The 15,859-nt window shown below is 41.4% G+C and carries 20 protein-coding genes and 2 pseudogenes; 19 read left to right on the top strand and 3 right to left on the bottom strand.

The genetic code is table 11. The features are described from left to right. Positions 1 to 38 precede the first annotated feature (38 nt). From B9N65_RS08160 to B9N65_RS08195, 8 genes are all read left to right on the top strand, one after another. Entirely contained in the window at positions 39 to 242 is a 204-nt protein-coding gene (locus B9N65_RS08160) for a tautomerase family protein (RefSeq protein ID WP_009295389.1), read from the top strand. Further along, on the top strand, positions 239 to 736 hold the full coding sequence (gene bcp, locus B9N65_RS08165; RefSeq protein ID WP_087583523.1) for a thioredoxin-dependent thiol peroxidase: 498 nt from the start codon (positions 239 to 241) through the stop codon (positions 734 to 736). The genes B9N65_RS08160 and bcp overlap by 4 nt, the downstream gene beginning before the upstream one ends. Positions 737 to 745: 9 nt before the next feature. Then, positions 746 to 1,387, top strand: a complete 642-nt coding sequence (locus B9N65_RS08170) for a thiol:disulfide interchange protein DsbA/DsbL (RefSeq protein ID WP_087583524.1) — start codon at positions 746 to 748, stop codon at positions 1,385 to 1,387. Positions 1,388 to 1,487: 100 nt separating this feature from the next. After that, positions 1,488 to 2,402, top strand: a complete 915-nt coding sequence (locus B9N65_RS08175; RefSeq protein ID WP_087583525.1) for a branched-chain amino acid transaminase — start codon at positions 1,488 to 1,490, stop codon at positions 2,400 to 2,402. A 16-nt stretch (positions 2,403 to 2,418) separates the two neighbouring features. Beyond that, positions 2,419 to 3,531, top strand: coding sequence for a prohibitin family protein (locus B9N65_RS08180; RefSeq protein ID WP_087581389.1), 1,113 nt, complete (start codon positions 2,419 to 2,421; stop codon positions 3,529 to 3,531). Between the two features lie 2 nt (positions 3,532 to 3,533). Continuing rightward, positions 3,534 to 4,268 carry a bifunctional phosphoribosyl-AMP cyclohydrolase/phosphoribosyl-ATP diphosphatase HisIE gene (gene hisIE / locus B9N65_RS08185; RefSeq protein ID WP_087583526.1) on the top strand — a complete coding sequence of 245 codons (735 nt, stop codon included), beginning with the start codon at positions 3,534 to 3,536 and terminating at the stop codon, positions 4,266 to 4,268. Then, positions 4,258 to 4,788: a DUF2393 family protein gene (locus tag B9N65_RS08190; protein WP_087583581.1), complete on the top strand. Its 531-nt coding sequence runs from the start codon at positions 4,258 to 4,260 to the stop codon at positions 4,786 to 4,788. The genes hisIE and B9N65_RS08190 overlap by 11 nt, the downstream gene beginning before the upstream one ends. Next, positions 4,788 to 5,339 carry a DUF2393 family protein gene (locus B9N65_RS08195; protein WP_021088134.1) on the top strand — a complete coding sequence of 184 codons (552 nt, stop codon included), beginning with the start codon at positions 4,788 to 4,790 and terminating at the stop codon, positions 5,337 to 5,339. Before B9N65_RS08190 ends, B9N65_RS08195 begins: the two co-directional genes overlap by 1 nt. A gap of 169 nt (positions 5,340 to 5,508) precedes the next feature. Here B9N65_RS08195 and B9N65_RS08200 read toward each other — a convergent pair whose 3' ends face one another. The 3 genes and pseudogenes from B9N65_RS08200 to B9N65_RS08210 all read right to left on the bottom strand — a co-directional run. Next, positions 5,509 to 6,840 carry an acetyl-CoA carboxylase biotin carboxylase subunit gene (locus B9N65_RS08200; RefSeq protein ID WP_004317853.1) on the bottom strand — a complete coding sequence of 444 codons (1,332 nt, stop codon included), beginning with the start codon at positions 6,838 to 6,840 and terminating at the stop codon, positions 5,509 to 5,511. Beyond that, positions 6,840 to 7,292 (bottom strand): acetyl-CoA carboxylase biotin carboxyl carrier protein, encoded by a 453-nt coding sequence (gene accB, locus B9N65_RS08205; protein WP_087583527.1) that lies wholly within the window; start codon positions 7,290 to 7,292, stop codon positions 6,840 to 6,842. Before accB ends, B9N65_RS08200 begins: the two co-directional genes overlap by 1 nt. Before the next feature lie 85 nt (positions 7,293 to 7,377). Beyond that, positions 7,378 to 7,590 (bottom strand): annotated as a pseudogene (locus B9N65_RS08210) (molybdate ABC transporter permease subunit); the annotation flags it as partial. A 105-nt stretch (positions 7,591 to 7,695) separates the two neighbouring features. Between B9N65_RS08210 and B9N65_RS08215 the strand changes: the two are divergent. From B9N65_RS08215 to B9N65_RS11315, 11 genes and pseudogenes are all read left to right on the top strand, one after another. Continuing rightward, positions 7,696 to 8,784 (top strand): nicotinate phosphoribosyltransferase, encoded by a 1,089-nt coding sequence (locus tag B9N65_RS08215; RefSeq protein ID WP_087583529.1) that lies wholly within the window; start codon positions 7,696 to 7,698, stop codon positions 8,782 to 8,784. An 8-nt stretch (positions 8,785 to 8,792) separates the two neighbouring features. After that, positions 8,793 to 9,290 (top strand): chemotaxis protein, encoded by a 498-nt coding sequence (locus tag B9N65_RS08220; protein ID WP_087583530.1) that lies wholly within the window; start codon positions 8,793 to 8,795, stop codon positions 9,288 to 9,290. Positions 9,291 to 9,402: 112 nt separating this feature from the next. After that, positions 9,403 to 10,218, top strand: coding sequence for a menaquinone biosynthesis family protein (locus B9N65_RS08225; RefSeq protein ID WP_374220077.1), 816 nt, complete (start codon positions 9,403 to 9,405; stop codon positions 10,216 to 10,218). After that, positions 10,215 to 10,484 carry a flagellar biosynthesis protein FliQ gene (gene fliQ, locus B9N65_RS08230; RefSeq protein ID WP_223154231.1) on the top strand — a complete coding sequence of 90 codons (270 nt, stop codon included), beginning with the start codon at positions 10,215 to 10,217 and terminating at the stop codon, positions 10,482 to 10,484. The genes B9N65_RS08225 and fliQ overlap by 4 nt, the downstream gene beginning before the upstream one ends. Next, positions 10,481 to 11,278, top strand: coding sequence for a UDP-N-acetylmuramate dehydrogenase (locus B9N65_RS08235; RefSeq protein WP_087583532.1), 798 nt, complete (start codon positions 10,481 to 10,483; stop codon positions 11,276 to 11,278). The genes fliQ and B9N65_RS08235 overlap by 4 nt, the downstream gene beginning before the upstream one ends. A gap of 8 nt (positions 11,279 to 11,286) precedes the next feature. After that, positions 11,287 to 11,775, top strand: a complete 489-nt coding sequence (locus B9N65_RS08240; protein WP_087583533.1) for an addiction module antitoxin — start codon at positions 11,287 to 11,289, stop codon at positions 11,773 to 11,775. A gap of 62 nt (positions 11,776 to 11,837) precedes the next feature. Further along, complete coding sequence (gene recA, locus B9N65_RS08245; RefSeq protein ID WP_087583534.1) at positions 11,838 to 12,935, top strand: recombinase RecA; 1,098 nt, start codon at positions 11,838 to 11,840, stop codon at positions 12,933 to 12,935. Then, positions 12,935 to 14,185, top strand: a complete 1,251-nt coding sequence (gene eno / locus B9N65_RS08250; protein WP_087583535.1) for a phosphopyruvate hydratase — start codon at positions 12,935 to 12,937, stop codon at positions 14,183 to 14,185. Before recA ends, eno begins: the two co-directional genes overlap by 1 nt. A gap of 104 nt (positions 14,186 to 14,289) precedes the next feature. Next, entirely contained in the window at positions 14,290 to 14,472 is a 183-nt protein-coding gene (locus B9N65_RS11360) for a hypothetical protein (RefSeq protein WP_180385140.1), read from the top strand. A 5-nt stretch (positions 14,473 to 14,477) separates the two neighbouring features. Then, positions 14,478 to 15,338, top strand: coding sequence for an AMIN domain-containing protein (locus B9N65_RS08260; protein ID WP_087583536.1), 861 nt, complete (start codon positions 14,478 to 14,480; stop codon positions 15,336 to 15,338). Between the two features lie 74 nt (positions 15,339 to 15,412). Beyond that, positions 15,413 to 15,517, top strand: a pseudogene (locus B9N65_RS11315) (tyrosine-type recombinase/integrase); the annotation flags it as partial. Between the last annotated feature and the right edge of the window lie 342 nt (positions 15,518 to 15,859).

Consider the following 15,859-nt stretch of genomic DNA (forward strand, 5'->3'; position numbering starts at 1 on the left):
TTTTGGCTAATATTTTGCATCTTAAAAAAGGAGCAAAAATGCCTTATGTTAATATCAAAATAGCAGGCCCAGAGCCTACAAAAGAGCAAAAAGATCAAGTTTTTAAAGAAGTAACCGAGACGCTCGTAAGAGTTCTTGGCAAGAAAAAAGAGGCGGTTATGATCTTTATCGAAACTCACGATGCTGGCAATATCGGCGTAGGTGGCGAGAGCGTAGAGGACAAAAGAAAGGGGATGAAATGAGCGAATTTAGCAAAGCAGACATTGAGAGAAAGATAACGCTTGAAGTTGGCGACAAAGCGCCAGAGTTTGAAGCGCTAAATCAAGATGGCGTAAAGGTCGCATTAAAGGACTTTATAGGCAAAAACGTGGTGCTTTACTTCTACCCAAAAGACAACACTCCAGGCTGCACGACTGAGGCTTGCGAATTTAGCGCAAACTACGATCAGTTTATCAAAAATGATACCGTCATCATCGGCGTTAGTCCAGATAGTGTGAAGTCGCATGTGGGCTTTATCGCAAAGCAAAATTTAAAGCACATCCTCTTAAGCGATGAGGATAAAGAAATTTCAAAGCTTTATGGCGTTTGGCAGGTCAAGAAAAACTACGGCAAAGAGTATCTTGGCATCGTTAGAAGCACCTTTGTGATCGGCAAAGACGGCAAGATAGTTAAAATTTACAAAAGCGTAAAAGCCAAAGACCACGCCGCAAGAGTGCTAGCTGATCTAGTAAAATAAGGAGCAAAGATGAAGCTTATAAAAATGCTAATTTTAAGTGCGTTTTTTGCGCTAAATTTATCAGCACTCACTGAAGGTGTGGAGTATCAAACTCTAGCAAAACCGCTTAACGTACCTAAAAATTCAGTCGTTAAGGTCTTTAGCTATGACTGCCCGCACTGCTATAAATTTGACCGAACGATTACAAAAAAGCTGATGTCAAAGCTTGAAGATGTGAAATTTATCCCATATCATCTAAGCACAAAAGGCAAACTTGGCGAGACTGCGAGTAAAATTTTTGCCGCTCTTATATCGATAGATGAGGCAAATGGCACTAATCTACTAAGCGATGAGTCAAAATTTAAGCAAGCAAAATTTGCGATCTATAAAGCAAGACATGATGAAAAAGATGACTTTAATGACGGCAAAGACAAGCAAAGATTTATAGATCTAGCACTAAATGCGGCTCACGTGAGCAAAGACGAATACGAAAAAGCGCTAAGCTCAGATCGTGCAAAAGAGCTTTTAAACGAGTGGTTTGCCTCTTATGATGTAGCAAGTATCAGCGGTGTGCCAGCCTTTGTGGTAAGCGGCAAATATCTGATAAATTTAAACGCAGCATCATCGATCGATGAGATGGCAAAGACGATAAAAGAGCTTTTAGATAAGTAACTTTAGCCTAAAATTTACGGACATTTTGGGCTTAGAAATGTAAATTTAAAGCAATTTTAGATAAACTCGGATCAAATTTCTAAAAAAGAAAGGTTTAATTATGAACGCTTCAGAATTCATCTGGATGGATGGAAAACTAGTAAAATGGGACGATGCAAAAGTACACGTTCTAACTCACTCTTTGCACTACGCTAATGCCGTATTTGAGGGCACAAGAGCTTATAAAACAAAAAAAGGTCTAGCTATTTTTAGACTCAAAGACCACACAAAAAGACTTTTAAGATCAGCAAAAATGACCGTTTTAAACGTGCCTTACACTGAAGAAGAGCTTGAAAAAGCGCAGATTGAGCTACTTCGCGCAAATAAATATAACAGCAACGTATATATCCGCCCACTTGTCTTTTTAGGATACGGCGTGATGGGCGTAGCGCACACAAAAGCACCGGTTCAAACTGCTATCGCTTCATGGGAGTGGGGTGCATATCTTGGCGATGAAGGCTTAGAGAAAGGCATCAGAGTTAAAATTTCAAGCTTTGCCAAACTAGCTCCTGCTGCTCAAATGAACAGAGCAAAAGCTAGCTCAAACTACCTAAGCTCACAAATGGCAAACTACGAAGCAAAAGAGGCTGGATACGACGAGGCGCTGCTTCTTGACAGCGAGGGCTTTGTAGCTGAGGGCCCAGGCGAGTGCTTCTTCATCGTTGAAAATGGCGCATTGATCACTCCACCAAATGACAACAGCCTACTTAGCATCACTCAAGATACAGTCATAAGACTTGCTCACGATCTTGACATCGAAGTAAGAAGAGAGCGCATCACAAGAGATCAGGCATATACAGCTGACGAGGCGTTTTTTACTGGTACAGCAGCTGAAGTAACGCCGATAAATAGCATAGACAACCGCATCATCGGCAATGGTGCTAGAGGCGAAGTGACAAAGAGATTACAAAAAGCTTACTTTGACGTAGTTTATGGTCTAAACAAAAAATACGAATCATTTTTAACATATATTTAAGATTTAAAGGAACGAAATGCCCGCTGATTTAAATGATTATTTCAACAAAAAAAAGCCAGGTAATGACAACAGGGGCTCTAGTCAAAATAACGACAAAGAGCCACCTTTTAAAAAGGATTTTAAAATGCCAAATATACCAAGCGGCTTTGGCAAATTTGGTGCGCTAGCCTACATCATAATCGCCATTATCGCGATCCTTGCTATCACTCAGCCATTTAAAGTGATACACTCGGGCGAGGTCGGCATCAAAGCCACAGCGGGTAAATATGAGCCAAATCCTTTGCAACCAGGATTTCACTTCTTTTTGCCATTTATCCAAAATATCATCGTAGTTGATACTAGAGTTAGGATCATCAACTACACTTCAGGCGAGGACATGGGCGAGAGCTTGCAAAAGTCTTATCAGGGAGCTGGAATTTTACGCAAAAACTCGATCTCGGTTTTGGACGCTAGAAATTTACCAGTTAGCATAGATATCACCGTGCAGTACCGCCTAAATCCAGAAAATGCACCACAAACTATCGCATCTTGGGGTCTTAGCTGGGAGAGCAAGATCGTTGATCCTGTCGTGCGTGACGTGGTTCGCAGCATCGCTGGTAAATATACAGCCGAAGAGCTGCCAACTAAGAGAAATGACCTAGCAAGGCAGATCGATGAGGGCATAAGAAAAGACATCGACTCTCAGCCAAACAAGCCAGTCGAGCTTCTAACTGTGCAGCTTCGTGAGATCATCTTGCCTTCAAAGGTAAAAGAGCAGATCGAGCGCGTCCAGATCGCTAAACAAGAGGCCGAGAGGACAAAATACGAGGTCGAGCGGGCAAATCAAGAGGCTCTAAAACAAGCTGCACTTGCCGAAGGTAGCGCAAAAGCTGCGATCATCGAGGCAAAGGGTAAGGCAGATGCTATCAAGATCGAGGCTGATGCGACTGCGTATGCAAACAAAGAGATCGCAAAAAGTGTCGATCAAAATTTATTAAATTTAAAACAGATCGAGACACAAAATAGATTTAACGACGCTCTTAAAGAGAACAAAGATGCCAAAATTTTCTTAACACCTGGCGGAGCTGTGCCAAATATCTGGCTAGATGCAAAAGATAGGGCAAAAGCTAGCTCGGTTAGCGAAAGGTAAAAATGAATAGCGTAGCAAAAAGTATAGACTGGCAAAAGGTTAGTGGATTGCTCCCGGTGGTGGTTTGCGATCATGCTACAAACGAGGTTTTGATGCTTGCTTTTATGAACGAAGAAGCACTAAATTTAAGTCTATCTAGCCGCTACGCTCACTACTTTTCACGCACTAAAAATAGAATTTGGAAAAAAGGCGAAGAGAGTGGCAACACACAAGAGATCAAGGCTGCGTTTTTAGACTGCGACAACGACACTTTGCTTTTAAAAGTCATTCAAAATGGAGGCGCTGCTTGTCACACTGGGGCAAGGTCTTGCTTTTTTAACGAGATAAATTTAGAAAATTTAGAAATTTCTGATCAAAAATGCGAGGTTAAAAAGCCAAGTTACGGCGTCATTGACGAGCTTTATCACGTTATAGAAGATAGAAAGCTAAATGCTGATCCGCAAACTTCATACGTGGCAAGCCTTTTTAAAAAGGGTGAAAATCAAATTCTAAAAAAAGTTGGCGAAGAGGCTACGGAGCTTGTCATGGCGGCAAAAGAGCTTAGTTTTGCCAAGCAGATAAAACAAGATGAGCAAAAAGCAAAAAATGACCTCATCTATGAAGCAGCTGATCTTTGCTTTCACGCACTTGTGGCACTTTCAGCCCACAACATACATCCAGATGCCGTCAAAAACGAGCTTGCAAGGCGTTTTGGCATGAGTGGCATCGAAGAAAAAAGATCGCGAGATGTTAAATAGCATCAAGCATAACATACTTTTCATACTTCAAAACGCCAAACTTATCGACTTTCTAGCCTATGGTTGGGTGTTTTTAGCCTTTATTTTTATCGTGCTTTTAGGAATTTTCGTCGCGATAAAATCATGGTGGCAGATAGGATTTTTATTTATCCTAGCCGGTTTTTTGGGACTTTTCGCAGGTAACTACTACGCAAACAAATATATAAATGAGAATTTAAGACCAGTTAGCATAAGCAAAATAAACACAAAACAGCTTCAATATGTAGATGCGTTGATGGTTGATTTTAACATCACAAATAATTCAAACTATACATTAAACGTTTGCAAAATCGAGCTTGGCTTCTACCTTGGCTCAAAACAAAGCACGAGAAATTTTCTAAATTCACTAAACTCTTTTGCTAAAAAAAGGATCATTTTAAATGAAGCGCTTTTGCCAAAGCAGAGCAAGCAGATAAGAGAATTTGTCAATGACTTTGCATTTATTGACTACAATATCACCAAAAAAGCGGAGTGTTTTTGATGAGTTCAAACTACTTTACCATCGTTCATATCATCGTGCTTTTTGCGATCGCACTACTTTCTATTTTATTTCTTGTGCTCTCGCTTAGAGCCGAGCGAAAGCTATTTTTATCACTACTTTTTACAAACATTTTGGTCTCAACCACGCTTGCCATTTTTTTGATGCTAGTTCTTGATAAATACACCAAAAAAGGCATAGTCGAAGGCGTAAAAAGCGAGCGAGTGTTAAGAAATGAAAGCATCGTATTTCGTGGTCAAGTAAGAAATGTCGGTAAATTTACCATTAGCAAATGCACCCTTACAATTAAGCTCATTAATCAGCCGCTAAATAAAAATGACCTCGGTGGCGAGGCACTATTTAAACCAAGCGGGATCTCATTTTTCTCATGGGTCTTTGGAGGCGATGAAGACGAGAGGCCAAACACTGTGGCATATAAATTTGACGTAGCCCAAAATTTACCAAAGCAAAAAGCGGTGCCATTTACCGTGACTATGCCCTACCCGCCATATTTTAAAAATGGTATGAATATCACAAAACTTAGTTGCTACTAATAAATTTAGATAAATTTTTAGTATTTATTGCATTTTATAGTTACAATCTGGCTAAATTTCTCTTAAATTTAAAATAACTCAATTCATAAAAATTTAGCTTATATAAAATAAATTTAAATATGAAATTTTAAACCAAAGCCAAAAAAAGACAATGGTTTAAAATTTAGTTTTAATGTCTTGAAAGATAGTTTGTATCGTAGTTGTTGCTTAAAAAGTCTTTGTTTTCCATCATGGCGATGTGAAAGTCTTTTGTTGTTTTGATGCCGCTTATTATGAGCTGATCAAGAGCAACTTTCATCTTATGAATGGCTCTGTTTCTATCAGTGTCCCAAACAACAAGCTTTCCGATCATACTGTCGTAATACGGCGGTATAGAGTAGTCTTGGTAGATGTGGCTATCCATTCTCACGTTGCGGCCGCCTGGGCAGACATATTTTGTGATCTTGCCAGGGCATGGTGTGAAGGTGTTTGGATCCTCGGCTGTGATCCTACACTCGATCGCATGGCCTTTTAGCTCGATGCTCTTTTGTGAAGGTAGCTTTTCGCCCTCAGCCACTTTTATCATAAGCTCTATAATATCAAGTCCGCTTACCATTTCGCTTACCGTGTGCTCGACTTGAAGTCTTGTGTTCATCTCGATGAAATAAAAGTCTAAATTTTTATCAACCAAAAACTCAAACGTACCTGCCCCCTCGTAGCCGATCGCTTTTGCCGCTTTTATGGCAGTTTCATGTAGCCTCTCTCTTGTTTTTTCATCAAGCAAGATAGCTGGGCTCTCTTCGATCAGTTTTTGGTGGCGGCGCTGCATAGAGCAGTCACGCTCGCCTATGTGAAGCACGTTGCCGTGGCTATCGCCGATGATTTGAACCTCGATGTGGCGTGGATTTAGGATATATTTTTCCATATACATCGTGCCATCGCCAAACGCACTCATCGCCTCGCTCTCAGCAGACCAAAATGCTTTTTCTAAATCAGCCTCTTTTTCAACCACGCGCATACCGCGTCCGCCACCACCTGCAGCAGCTTTTAAGATGACAGGATAGCCGATCTTTTTGGCTAGCTCTTTTGCAGCTTTTGTATCAGCCACAGCGCCGTCTGAGCCAGGGATGACTGGCACTCCAGCTCTTTGCATGACCTGTTTTGCCTTGCTCTTGTCGCTCATCAAAGCCATCGCAGCAACGCTTGGTCCAATGAATTTGATCTTGTGGTGTGAGCAAATTTCAACAAAATTTTGATTTTCACTTAAAAAGCCATAACCTGGGAAGATAGCGTCTGCTTCGCTGATCTCAGCTGCACTTATGATAGCTGGGATGTTTAGGTAGCTGTCGCTTGAGCGCTCTTTACCGATGCAGATGGCTACGTCGGCGTATTTTACATAAAGCGCGTCTTTGTCGGCGGTTGAATAAACTACAACGGCTTCTTTACCCATCTCCTTTATCGTTCGCAAAGCACGAAGAGCGATCTCACCGCGGTTTGCGATTAAAATTCTTTTTAATTCCATTAATTTTTCTCCACGCCAAACAACGGCAATCCAAACTCAACTGGCTGTCCGTCAGAGACTAGCATCTCAGTGATCTGGCAGTCAAATTCAGCCTCGATCTCGTTCATGATCTTCATAGCTTCGATGATGCCCACTACATCGCCTTTTCTCACCCTTTGACCCACTTTTACAAATGGTGCAGCGCCTGGGCTTGGAGCAGCGTAGAAAGTACCTACCATAGGAGATTTTATGCTATCTTTTGGCGAATTTGCAGCTGGTTTTACCTCTGAGCTAACGACAACATTTACAGGTGTTGGCGCTGGAGCTGCTGCTTGTGCCACTGGCTTTGCAGGCGCGCAATAATCAGCAAATTTCTCTACCTCGACCTCAAAATCACCACTTTTTATCTTGATATGATTCATCTCCATACCATTAAAAAATTCGATAAGCTCTTTTATATCTTCTTTTTTCATAGAAAATTCTCCTAAATTTTTATATAAGCCCCTAATTGTAGCGAAATTTAAATAAATTTAATTTTTAGCTGGCATAAAATTTGTGCTAAACCCTACTTTTATCTAGCAAATTTATAATAAAAAATAAGATAAAACTAAGCACAACTAAAACAAGGCTTAAAGCGAGTGCCTGATCGCTTCTGCCGTCATAGACAGCGTTGTAGATAGCAAGTGAGATGGTATCTGTTTTACCTATGATATTGCCGCCTAAAATGAGCGTTATGCCAACCTCGCCAAGACCGCGCGAGAGCGCTAGGATAAATTTTTGAGGCATAAAGATTGCTTGCATAAATTTACTAGCCCTATTTTGCCTGCGCCAAATTTCGCTAAAATGGTATAATCTCGCAAAAACAAAAGGATAGACATGAACGAACTTGAGCTAAAGATGCAAGGCAAGATAGAGAGGCTAACAGATAAGACTTTTAGGCTAGATCCAAGGATCGGCGAGGGCTATTTTACGGCGAAATACTTTCTAAAAGTAAATGAGATAATCAAGCAAAACCTGCCTGATCAGCACGTGACGATGCAGTTTTTTCAAAGGCGTGATGATATCATGCTTTGCGGTATCGACGAGGTTTTAGCGATAATCAATAAATTTGCCAAAAACCCAAGCGAGCTTGAAATTTACGCGCTTGATGATGGCGATATCATAAATGCAAACGAGCCAGTTTTAAAGATAAGCGGCAAGTATGAAAATTTCGGCTTTTTAGAAAACGTCATCGACGCGACGCTCACTAGAAGAAGCTGCGTGGCGACAAACTCCAGAGACGTGATAAAAGCGGCAAATGGCAAGGACGTCTTTAGCATGGCAGACAGACAAGACGACATCTGCACGCAGCCAGGCGACGGATATGCCTCATTTGTAGGTGGCATCAAAAAGGTCGCCACAGACGCTCAGGGCGAGCTTACAGGGCTAAAAGGCGGTGGCACCATGCCTCATGCGCTCATTCAAATGTGCGGCGGAGACGTGGTGAAGGCTTGCCAAATTTACGCTAAAACCTTTAAAAACGAGCAGATCACGGCTTTGGTTGATTATAACAACGACGTGATCACGGACTCTTTAAAGGCTGCAAATGCCCTAAAAGAGAGGCTTGGTGCGGTTAGAGTTGATACTAGTAAAAATTTGATAGATAGGTATTTTGAAGGCAAAGATACGAGTAAATTTGACCCACACGGCGTTTGCAAGGAGCTTATATTTGCCCTAAGAGAGGCGCTTGATAAAGCTGGCTTTAAGCACGTTAAGATCGTAGTTAGCTCAGGCTTTAATCCGCAAAAAATGAGCGAATTTGAGAAATTTAACACCCCAGTTGATACTTACGGCGTGGGAAGCTATCTTGTTAAAAATGACATTTGTGGCTTTACAGGCGATCTAGTCGAGCTAAACGGCAAAAGTGAGGCTAAATTTGGCAGAAAAAATTACGCTTCAGATAGACTAATGAGAGTTAAATTTTAGGAAAGAAGATGAAATTTATAAAAATTTTAACGATTCTGTCGCTTTTACTGACTGCTTGCACCGCCGCAAACTACGCTAACGCTTTTGAAAAGGTTGGCATAGTTGAGGACGGCGTTTATCGCTTTAGCCAAAATGGTCTTGGAGTCAAAAAAGACCTGCTTGTAAAGGTGATCTCTGTGCAAAATGCGGACAGCTCCCGCAAAAAGATCATCTCCATGCTAAATATCCCTAAAAAGTCTAAAATTACGGACTTTAAAACAAACGACGCGGGCGTGATAGTCTGGCCATTTTACGAGTTTGAGGGCAAATTTATAACGACAATAATCGTTGAAAATATAAAAAAAGAAGATAGCGATCAAAAACTAATTAAGATGCTTGAACTTAAGCATCCGTTTTACTCAACGCTCCAAGCTCGAAGAAAAGGGGCTAAAGACGCCATAGACGTGAAATACGTGCTAAATTTCAAAGGGGCAAAGCTGGTAAAATCATTTCAAAACCGCCCTTAAAACTTTATTTTAAATAAATTTCATTAAAATGGCGTAATCAAAAAAAGGATCATCTTTGCACAATCTAAAAACCATAAACGTCGCTCACTCGCCGGACGCTGACGATATTTTCATGTATGCCGCGGTCAAATTTGGCTGGGTTAGCAGTAAAAATTTAGCCTTTACATCAAAGGCGCTTGATATAGAAACGCTAAACGAAGAGGCGCTAAAAGGCACTTACGAGGCAACAGCGATCAGCTTTGCGCTCTATCCTAAAATTTTCGATGAATTTGCACTTTTACGCTGCGCGGTGAGCTTTGGCAACGGATATGGCCCAAAGCTTATCAAGCTAAAAGATAAGCAGCTAAAGCGAAATTTCAAGGTCGCACTATCTGGCAAAAACACAACAAACGCCCTGCTCTTTCGCATAGCCTACCCAGAGACAAGGATCGTTTATAAAAATTTCTTAGAGATCGAAAATGCCGTGCTTAGCGGCGAAGTCGATGCTGGCGTACTCATACATGAAAGCATCTTAAATTTCTCAGACCAGCTATGCGTAGAGCGCGAAATTTGGGACATTTGGAGCGAGCTAAACGGCGAAAATTTACCGCTTCCGCTTGGTGGCATGGCACTTAGACGAAGTCTGCCCATAACCGACGCGATCGAGTGCGAGAGAGTGCTTAGCGAAGCCGTCAGGATCGCCACTTCGCACAAGCCATTTTTATCTCACATGCTAATGGAGCGAAACCTCATCAGAGTTGGCAAAGAAGAGCTTAAAGCGTATCTAAATTTATACGCAAATGACGAGTCTATAAGCATGAACGAAACGCAGCTAAAAGCGCTAAATAAGCTCTATCAAATAGGCTATGACAAAGGCTTTTTTGAAAAGCCGATCGACGTAAACGACTACCTCATCCCAACTGAATACAACGAAGCAAGGTTTAGCTGATGCAAAGTACGCTTGTCTCACTTGGAGTTGAAACCTTTAAGATCGCCCTTTATATCAGCCTTCCGATGCTGCTAAGCGGACTAATAGCAGGTCTTATCATCTCCATCTTTCAAGCGACCACGCAGATAAACGAAACCACGCTAAGCTTCGTGCCAAAAATTTTACTAGTCGTCGTTGTCATCATATTTTTAATGCCTTGGATGATCTCGATGATGGTTGAGTTTACCACTCGTATGCTTGATTTTATACCGGAATTTATCCAGTGACGAGGCTTGTTGATTTTTCTAAATTTACCTCGGTTAGGATAGGCGGCGTGCATGAAATTTTTGAGGTAAATAGCCTTGAAGATCTAAGCTCACCTCACTTTTTAGGCGCTGTGATGATAGGCGGGGGCAACAACCTTCTTATCTCGCCAAATCCCCCAAAAATGGCAATGCTTGGCAAGAGCTTTGACTATATAAATTTAGAAATTTGTGATGAAAAAATTTACCTTGAGATAGGTGCTGCGACAAAATCAGCCAAAATTTATAACTTCTGCAAGCAAAACAACATAGCTGGCCATGAGTTTTTAAAAAATATCCCAGGCACGCTTGGCGGACTTATCAAGATGAACGCTGGACTGCTTAAATTTAGCATAAGCGACAATCTCACGCATGTGCGTCTGGCTCGTGGCTGGGTGAGCAAAGAGGAGATAAGCTTTAGCTACCGCCACAGCGGCATAGATGAGGCCATTTTGGGAGCTAAATTTGAGCTTCAAAGTGGCTTTGACGCGAGCATATCTGATGCCATAAGCGCAAAAAGGGCAAATCAGCCAAAAGGCGCTAGCTTTGGCAGCTGCTTTGTAAATCCTGAAGGGCACTTTGCAGGGGCGTTGCTGGAGGCTGTTGGACTAAAGGGATACGTGATCGGCGGAGCGAAATTTAGCGAAGAGCACGCAAATTTTTTGATAAATTTTAACCACGCAAGCTTTGAGGATGCCACTAGCCTTATAAATTTGGCTAGAGCTAGAGTTTTAGATAAATTTGGCGTAGAGCTTAAGACTGAAGTTTGCATTTTATAAGGATGATGATGAGTGAGTTTTTGAGCGAAGTTTTTACCCTTTCACTTTTGTTTATAGCTATCGGATTTTACGCCATTTATAGGGCTAAAAAGGCACAAAGCGAGCATGAGAAAAATGTGGCTAGTTATGATAAAAACTTGCTAAATTTTGCCAGAATTTTAGGCGTAAAAGATCATATCGATCTAGTTAAATTTGATGAAATTTTGGCTGAAGCCTTAAAAGAAAAATTAATTTTTAAATTTAATAAAAGAGCCTCGCAAGAGGAATTTATCTCTTTTATGAAAGATGAAAATTTCAAAACCAAACCCCAAATTTCACAAAATCATATCGATGAAGCTTTTTTAAACCTTTGCGCAAGCTCGCTTGTGGAGCCATTTAAGCTAGCGATACTAAAAAACGAAGATCAAATTTATGGATTTTTGTTTGAAAAAGAGCAGCTTTTTGCTCTTATTGATAGCGCTGCGCTGCTTGGCGAAAATATTATAATTTGCGAGTAAATCAAGTAAAATTCATCTCTTTTTAGATAAAATCAAGCCAAATTTCAACTATAAGGTAAAAAATGGCAAAAGAAAAAGATAGTGACAAAAAGATAGCTATCCCAGAGAGCGAAGCGGACAAGAAAAAGGCGCTTGAGCTTGCGCTAAAGCAGATCGATAAAGCTTTTGGCAAAGGCACGCTTTTAAGACTTGGCGACAAAGAGGTTGAGGCTATCGAGTCGATACCGACTGGCTCGCTAGGACTTGACCTGGCTCTTGGCATAGGCGGCGTTCCAAAAGGCAGGATCATCGAGATCTACGGACCAGAGAGCTCTGGTAAGACCACGCTCACACTTCACATCATCGCTGAAGCGCAAAAAGCTGGTGGAATTTGTGCATTTGTCGATGCAGAGCACGCGCTAGACGTAAAATACGCTTCAAATTTAGGCGTAAATACCGACAACCTCTACGTCTCTCAACCTGACTTTGGCGAGCAGGCACTTGAGATCGTTGAGACACTTGCAAGAAGCGGTGCGATCGATCTTATCGTAGTTGATAGCGTCGCAGCTCTTACTCCAAAGAGCGAGATAGACGGCGATATGGGCGATCAACACGTTGGCTTGCAGGCAAGACTAATGAGTCAGGCGCTTAGAAAGCTAACTGGAATTTTAAGCAAGATGAAGACAACTGTTATCTTCATCAACCAAATTCGTATGAAGATCGGTATGATGGGATATGGCACGCCAGAGACTACAACTGGCGGTAATGCGCTTAAATTTTACTCGTCTGTAAGGATCGATGTCAGAAAGATAGCCACACTTAAACAAAATGACGAGCCTATCGGCAACCGTACAAAAGCAAAAGTCGTTAAAAACAAGGTGGCACCTCCATTTAAAGTGGCTGAATTTGACATCATGTTTGGCGAGGGTGTGAGCAAAGAGGGCGAGATCATCGACTATGGCGTAAAACTCGACATCATTGACAAATCAGGCGCGTGGTTTAGCTACAAGGCTGAAAAACTAGGTCAAGGTAGAGAAAATGCCAAAGCCTACCTAAAAGAGCACCCAGAAATTTCTGACGAGATAGTAGCGGCGATCAAAGGCTCAATGGGCATAGATCACCTAATAAGCAGCGGCGCAAAAGACGAAGACGACGACACAAACGAAGCAGGAGAAGAATAATGGTATTTATTGAAGATGTAGAAGCTCACGAGGTTTTAGACAGCAGAGGCAACCCAACAGTTCGTGCAACAGTTAGACTAAGCGACGGAACCGAGGCAAGCGCGATCGTACCAAGTGGCGCAAGCACTGGCAAGCGTGAGGCGCTAGAGCTTCGTGACAAAGACGAGAGATACGCTGGCAAAGGCGTTTTAAAGGCTGTTTCAAACGTAAATGAAAAGATCGCAGAAGCAGTGATAGGACTTGATGCTTACAACCAAAAGGCAGTCGATGCGGAGATGCTTGAGCTTGATGGCACACACAACTACTCAAATTTAGGCGCAAACGCTGTCCTTGGCGTGTCTATGGCGGTAGCTCGCGCAGCTGCAAAGAGCCTAAATATCCCACTTTATCGCTACCTTGGCGGTGCAAACGCTAGCATCTTGCCAGTGCCGATGTTTAACATAATAAATGGCGGCGCACATGCAAACAATAGCGTTGATTTTCAAGAATTTATGATCATGCCATTTGGTTTTAGCACATTTAGCGAAGCACTTAGAGCTGCGACTGAAATTTACCACAAGCTAAAATCTATCCTAAACGCAGCTGGACACAGCACAGCTGTCGGCGATGAGGGCGGTTTTGCTCCAAATTTAAAAGACAACGAAGAGCCACTAAATCTCATCTCACAAGCCGTAAAAGAGGCTGGATATGAGCTAGGCAGCCAGATAAAGCTAGCCCTTGACGTCGCTTCAAGCGAGCTTTACAAAGACGGCAAATACGAGCTTGAAGGCAAGAAATTTAGCAGCGACGAGCTCATTAGCTACTACGAAAAACTTTGCGAAAAATATCCGATATTTTCTATCGAAGATGGCCTTAGTGAGGACGACTGGAGCGGCTGGGCTGAGCTTACAAAAAGGCTTGGCAGCAAGGTGCAGCTAGTTGGCGACGACCTATTTGTCACAAATGAGAAAATTTTACGCGAAGGCATCGAGAAAAATATCGCAAACGCGATCTTAATCAAGCCAAATCAAATAGGCTCAGTCACGCAAACTATGCAAACCGTCCGCCTTGCTCAAAGAAACGGTTACCGCTGCATCATGAGCCACAGAAGCGGCGAGAGCGAAGATGCGTTTATCGCTGACTTCGCAGTCGCACTAAATACTGGCGAGATAAAGACAGGTGCCACCTCAAGAAGCGAGCGCAACGCAAAATACAACCGCTTGCTCGAGATCGAGCTTGAGGCGGGTGAGTTTTTAGGGGATAATATTTGAGCGAAATTTTAGATGAATATGGCAAAGAAGATGGCATATTTCATAAAATCATAAAATTTGTTCGGCCGACATTACGCTACGTCATAGCCACCATTTGCGTGGCTATGTTTGCCTTTTATGTGGGCAACATGATGTTTGGCAAACGCTCACTTGACGTGATGCTAAGCCTTCAGAGCAAAAAAGAGAGGCTTAGCGAAGACGTGGAAATTTTGAAAAAACTAAACGCACGTCTGCAAAAAGACTATTTTGAACTACAAGGCCTTGAGCCAGACTCTAATAAAAAGTAGGAACGATGAAGAAAATTTGGTTAGTTTTATCTATCTTGACTGCGAGCTTATGCGCCAGAGAAAACCCATTTATGCCTATTAGCGAGCTAAACACAAGCGTTATGACGACAAATGTCGTAGAAAAATATGACAGCTTCAACTCGCTCTCGTTTAAATTTCCAAGCGATGCGATGTTACTACTTGATGTCACCATAAGATATAGAGCAAATGACGGCAGCATAAAAGAAAAAAGACTAACTGATATAAACAAAACTATCGACTGGAACGATGAATTTGCCATAAGCAAGATGAAAAATCCAGAACCAGTCGCAGCTAAAAAACTAGACGTTTCTGTCACGATGGCGGAGGTGCCAGCTCAAAAGGTTAGCACGCCAGTGATAATAGAAAAAAATGAGACTAAAATTTCAAACAAAGATAGAAATAAAACCTCAGACGTACCAACTCCAAACGTCGTAGTGATCGACCTTGGCACAAAAAAAGCAAAAGAGCCAGCTAAGCCTGAGCAAAAGGTAGTCGAAGTAAAAATTGAGCCAGCCTCAAAGCCTGTACAAGAGACAAAGAGCAGCGAAAAAGAGGTTAAATTCTTAGGATTTGTGAGCTTTTTAGCGCATGAAAAAGAGCTAAATATCATCACAAAAGCTAAAAATTTAAAACACTTTGCTTACGAGAAAAACAAGATCGTACTTGACTTTGCAAAACCTCCAAGAAGCTTTAAAACTAGAAATTTAAAGCTTGAAAACGAGACATTTAAAAACGTCATAATCGGCTGGCATGATAAGTATTTCAGAGTGGTTTTAGAGCTTGATAAGATGCATAAATATAAGCTTGAAACAGCTGAAAATGGATATGTGCTTAAGCTTTTATAGTTTTTATATTTAAATTTAAGCCTGCTGTTTTTAATTTCTCTTTGTCGTAACCAAAAAGGCTTAAACTAGTGTAAAAAGCTTTTAGGCATGCAAGCCTAAATACCTCGCGAATTTACACGCACTTTGATAGTGACAAGCTAAAACTCGCTGCAAAAGTGGCTGAGGATCTAGCGAACTAGGGCACTAAAAGCAAACTATCAATAGTAAATTTAACCCATGCAAATTTAAAACGCTGCTTGAAGGACCAGCTAGCACACTTCAGATGATATTAAATTTAAAACATTAAATTTAACTATGAAGCCCTATAAATATGTGAGAATTTTTAGCTTGTAAGCAGCCCAAAAGCTTACTCTGCATCTAAATTTAAATTTACAACACACGGGCAAAAAGCTGCATGAAAATAAATTTGGCAAGCAAATTTTACTCTGCTTGCCAAATTCGTCTTTGCTTTTAAGCGGTTTTATTTTTGCAAAATGTATTAAATTTTGAGAATTTTTGTAGCACTTTGTGAGTAAAATTTG

This window comes from Campylobacter concisus, assembly GCF_002165815.1.
GTDB classification, from domain to species: domain Bacteria; phylum Campylobacterota; class Campylobacteria; order Campylobacterales; family Campylobacteraceae; genus Campylobacter_A; species Campylobacter_A concisus_BH.

Bases quoted from the DNA above. Each gene is read 5' to 3' on its own strand.
- B9N65_RS08160 (WP_009295389.1), top strand. From the start codon at position 39: ATGCCTTATGTTAATATCAAAATAGCAGGCCCAGAGCCTACAAAAGAG.
- bcp (WP_087583523.1), top strand. From the start codon at position 239: ATGAGCGAATTTAGCAAAGCAGACATTGAGAGAAAGATAACGCTTGAA.
- B9N65_RS08170 (WP_087583524.1), top strand. From the start codon at position 746: ATGAAGCTTATAAAAATGCTAATTTTAAGTGCGTTTTTTGCGCTAAAT.
- B9N65_RS08175 (WP_087583525.1), top strand. From the start codon at position 1,488: ATGAACGCTTCAGAATTCATCTGGATGGATGGAAAACTAGTAAAATGG.
- B9N65_RS08180 (WP_087581389.1), top strand. From the start codon at position 2,419: ATGCCCGCTGATTTAAATGATTATTTCAACAAAAAAAAGCCAGGTAAT.
- hisIE (WP_087583526.1), top strand. From the start codon at position 3,534: ATGAATAGCGTAGCAAAAAGTATAGACTGGCAAAAGGTTAGTGGATTG.
- B9N65_RS08190 (WP_087583581.1), top strand. From the start codon at position 4,258: ATGTTAAATAGCATCAAGCATAACATACTTTTCATACTTCAAAACGCC.
- B9N65_RS08195 (WP_021088134.1), top strand. From the start codon at position 4,788: ATGAGTTCAAACTACTTTACCATCGTTCATATCATCGTGCTTTTTGCG.
- B9N65_RS08200 (WP_004317853.1), bottom strand. From the start codon at position 6,840: ATGGAATTAAAAAGAATTTTAATCGCAAACCGCGGTGAGATCGCTCTT.
- accB (WP_087583527.1), bottom strand. From the start codon at position 7,292: ATGAAAAAAGAAGATATAAAAGAGCTTATCGAATTTTTTAATGGTATG.
- B9N65_RS08215 (WP_087583529.1), top strand. From the start codon at position 7,696: ATGAACGAACTTGAGCTAAAGATGCAAGGCAAGATAGAGAGGCTAACA.
- B9N65_RS08220 (WP_087583530.1), top strand. From the start codon at position 8,793: ATGAAATTTATAAAAATTTTAACGATTCTGTCGCTTTTACTGACTGCT.
- B9N65_RS08225 (WP_374220077.1), top strand. From the start codon at position 9,403: ATGTATGCCGCGGTCAAATTTGGCTGGGTTAGCAGTAAAAATTTAGCC.
- B9N65_RS08240 (WP_087583533.1), top strand. From the start codon at position 11,287: ATGAGTGAGTTTTTGAGCGAAGTTTTTACCCTTTCACTTTTGTTTATA.
- recA (WP_087583534.1), top strand. From the start codon at position 11,838: ATGGCAAAAGAAAAAGATAGTGACAAAAAGATAGCTATCCCAGAGAGC.
- eno (WP_087583535.1), top strand. From the start codon at position 12,935: ATGGTATTTATTGAAGATGTAGAAGCTCACGAGGTTTTAGACAGCAGA.
- B9N65_RS11360 (WP_180385140.1), top strand. From the start codon at position 14,290: ATGTTTGCCTTTTATGTGGGCAACATGATGTTTGGCAAACGCTCACTT.
- B9N65_RS08260 (WP_087583536.1), top strand. From the start codon at position 14,478: ATGAAGAAAATTTGGTTAGTTTTATCTATCTTGACTGCGAGCTTATGC.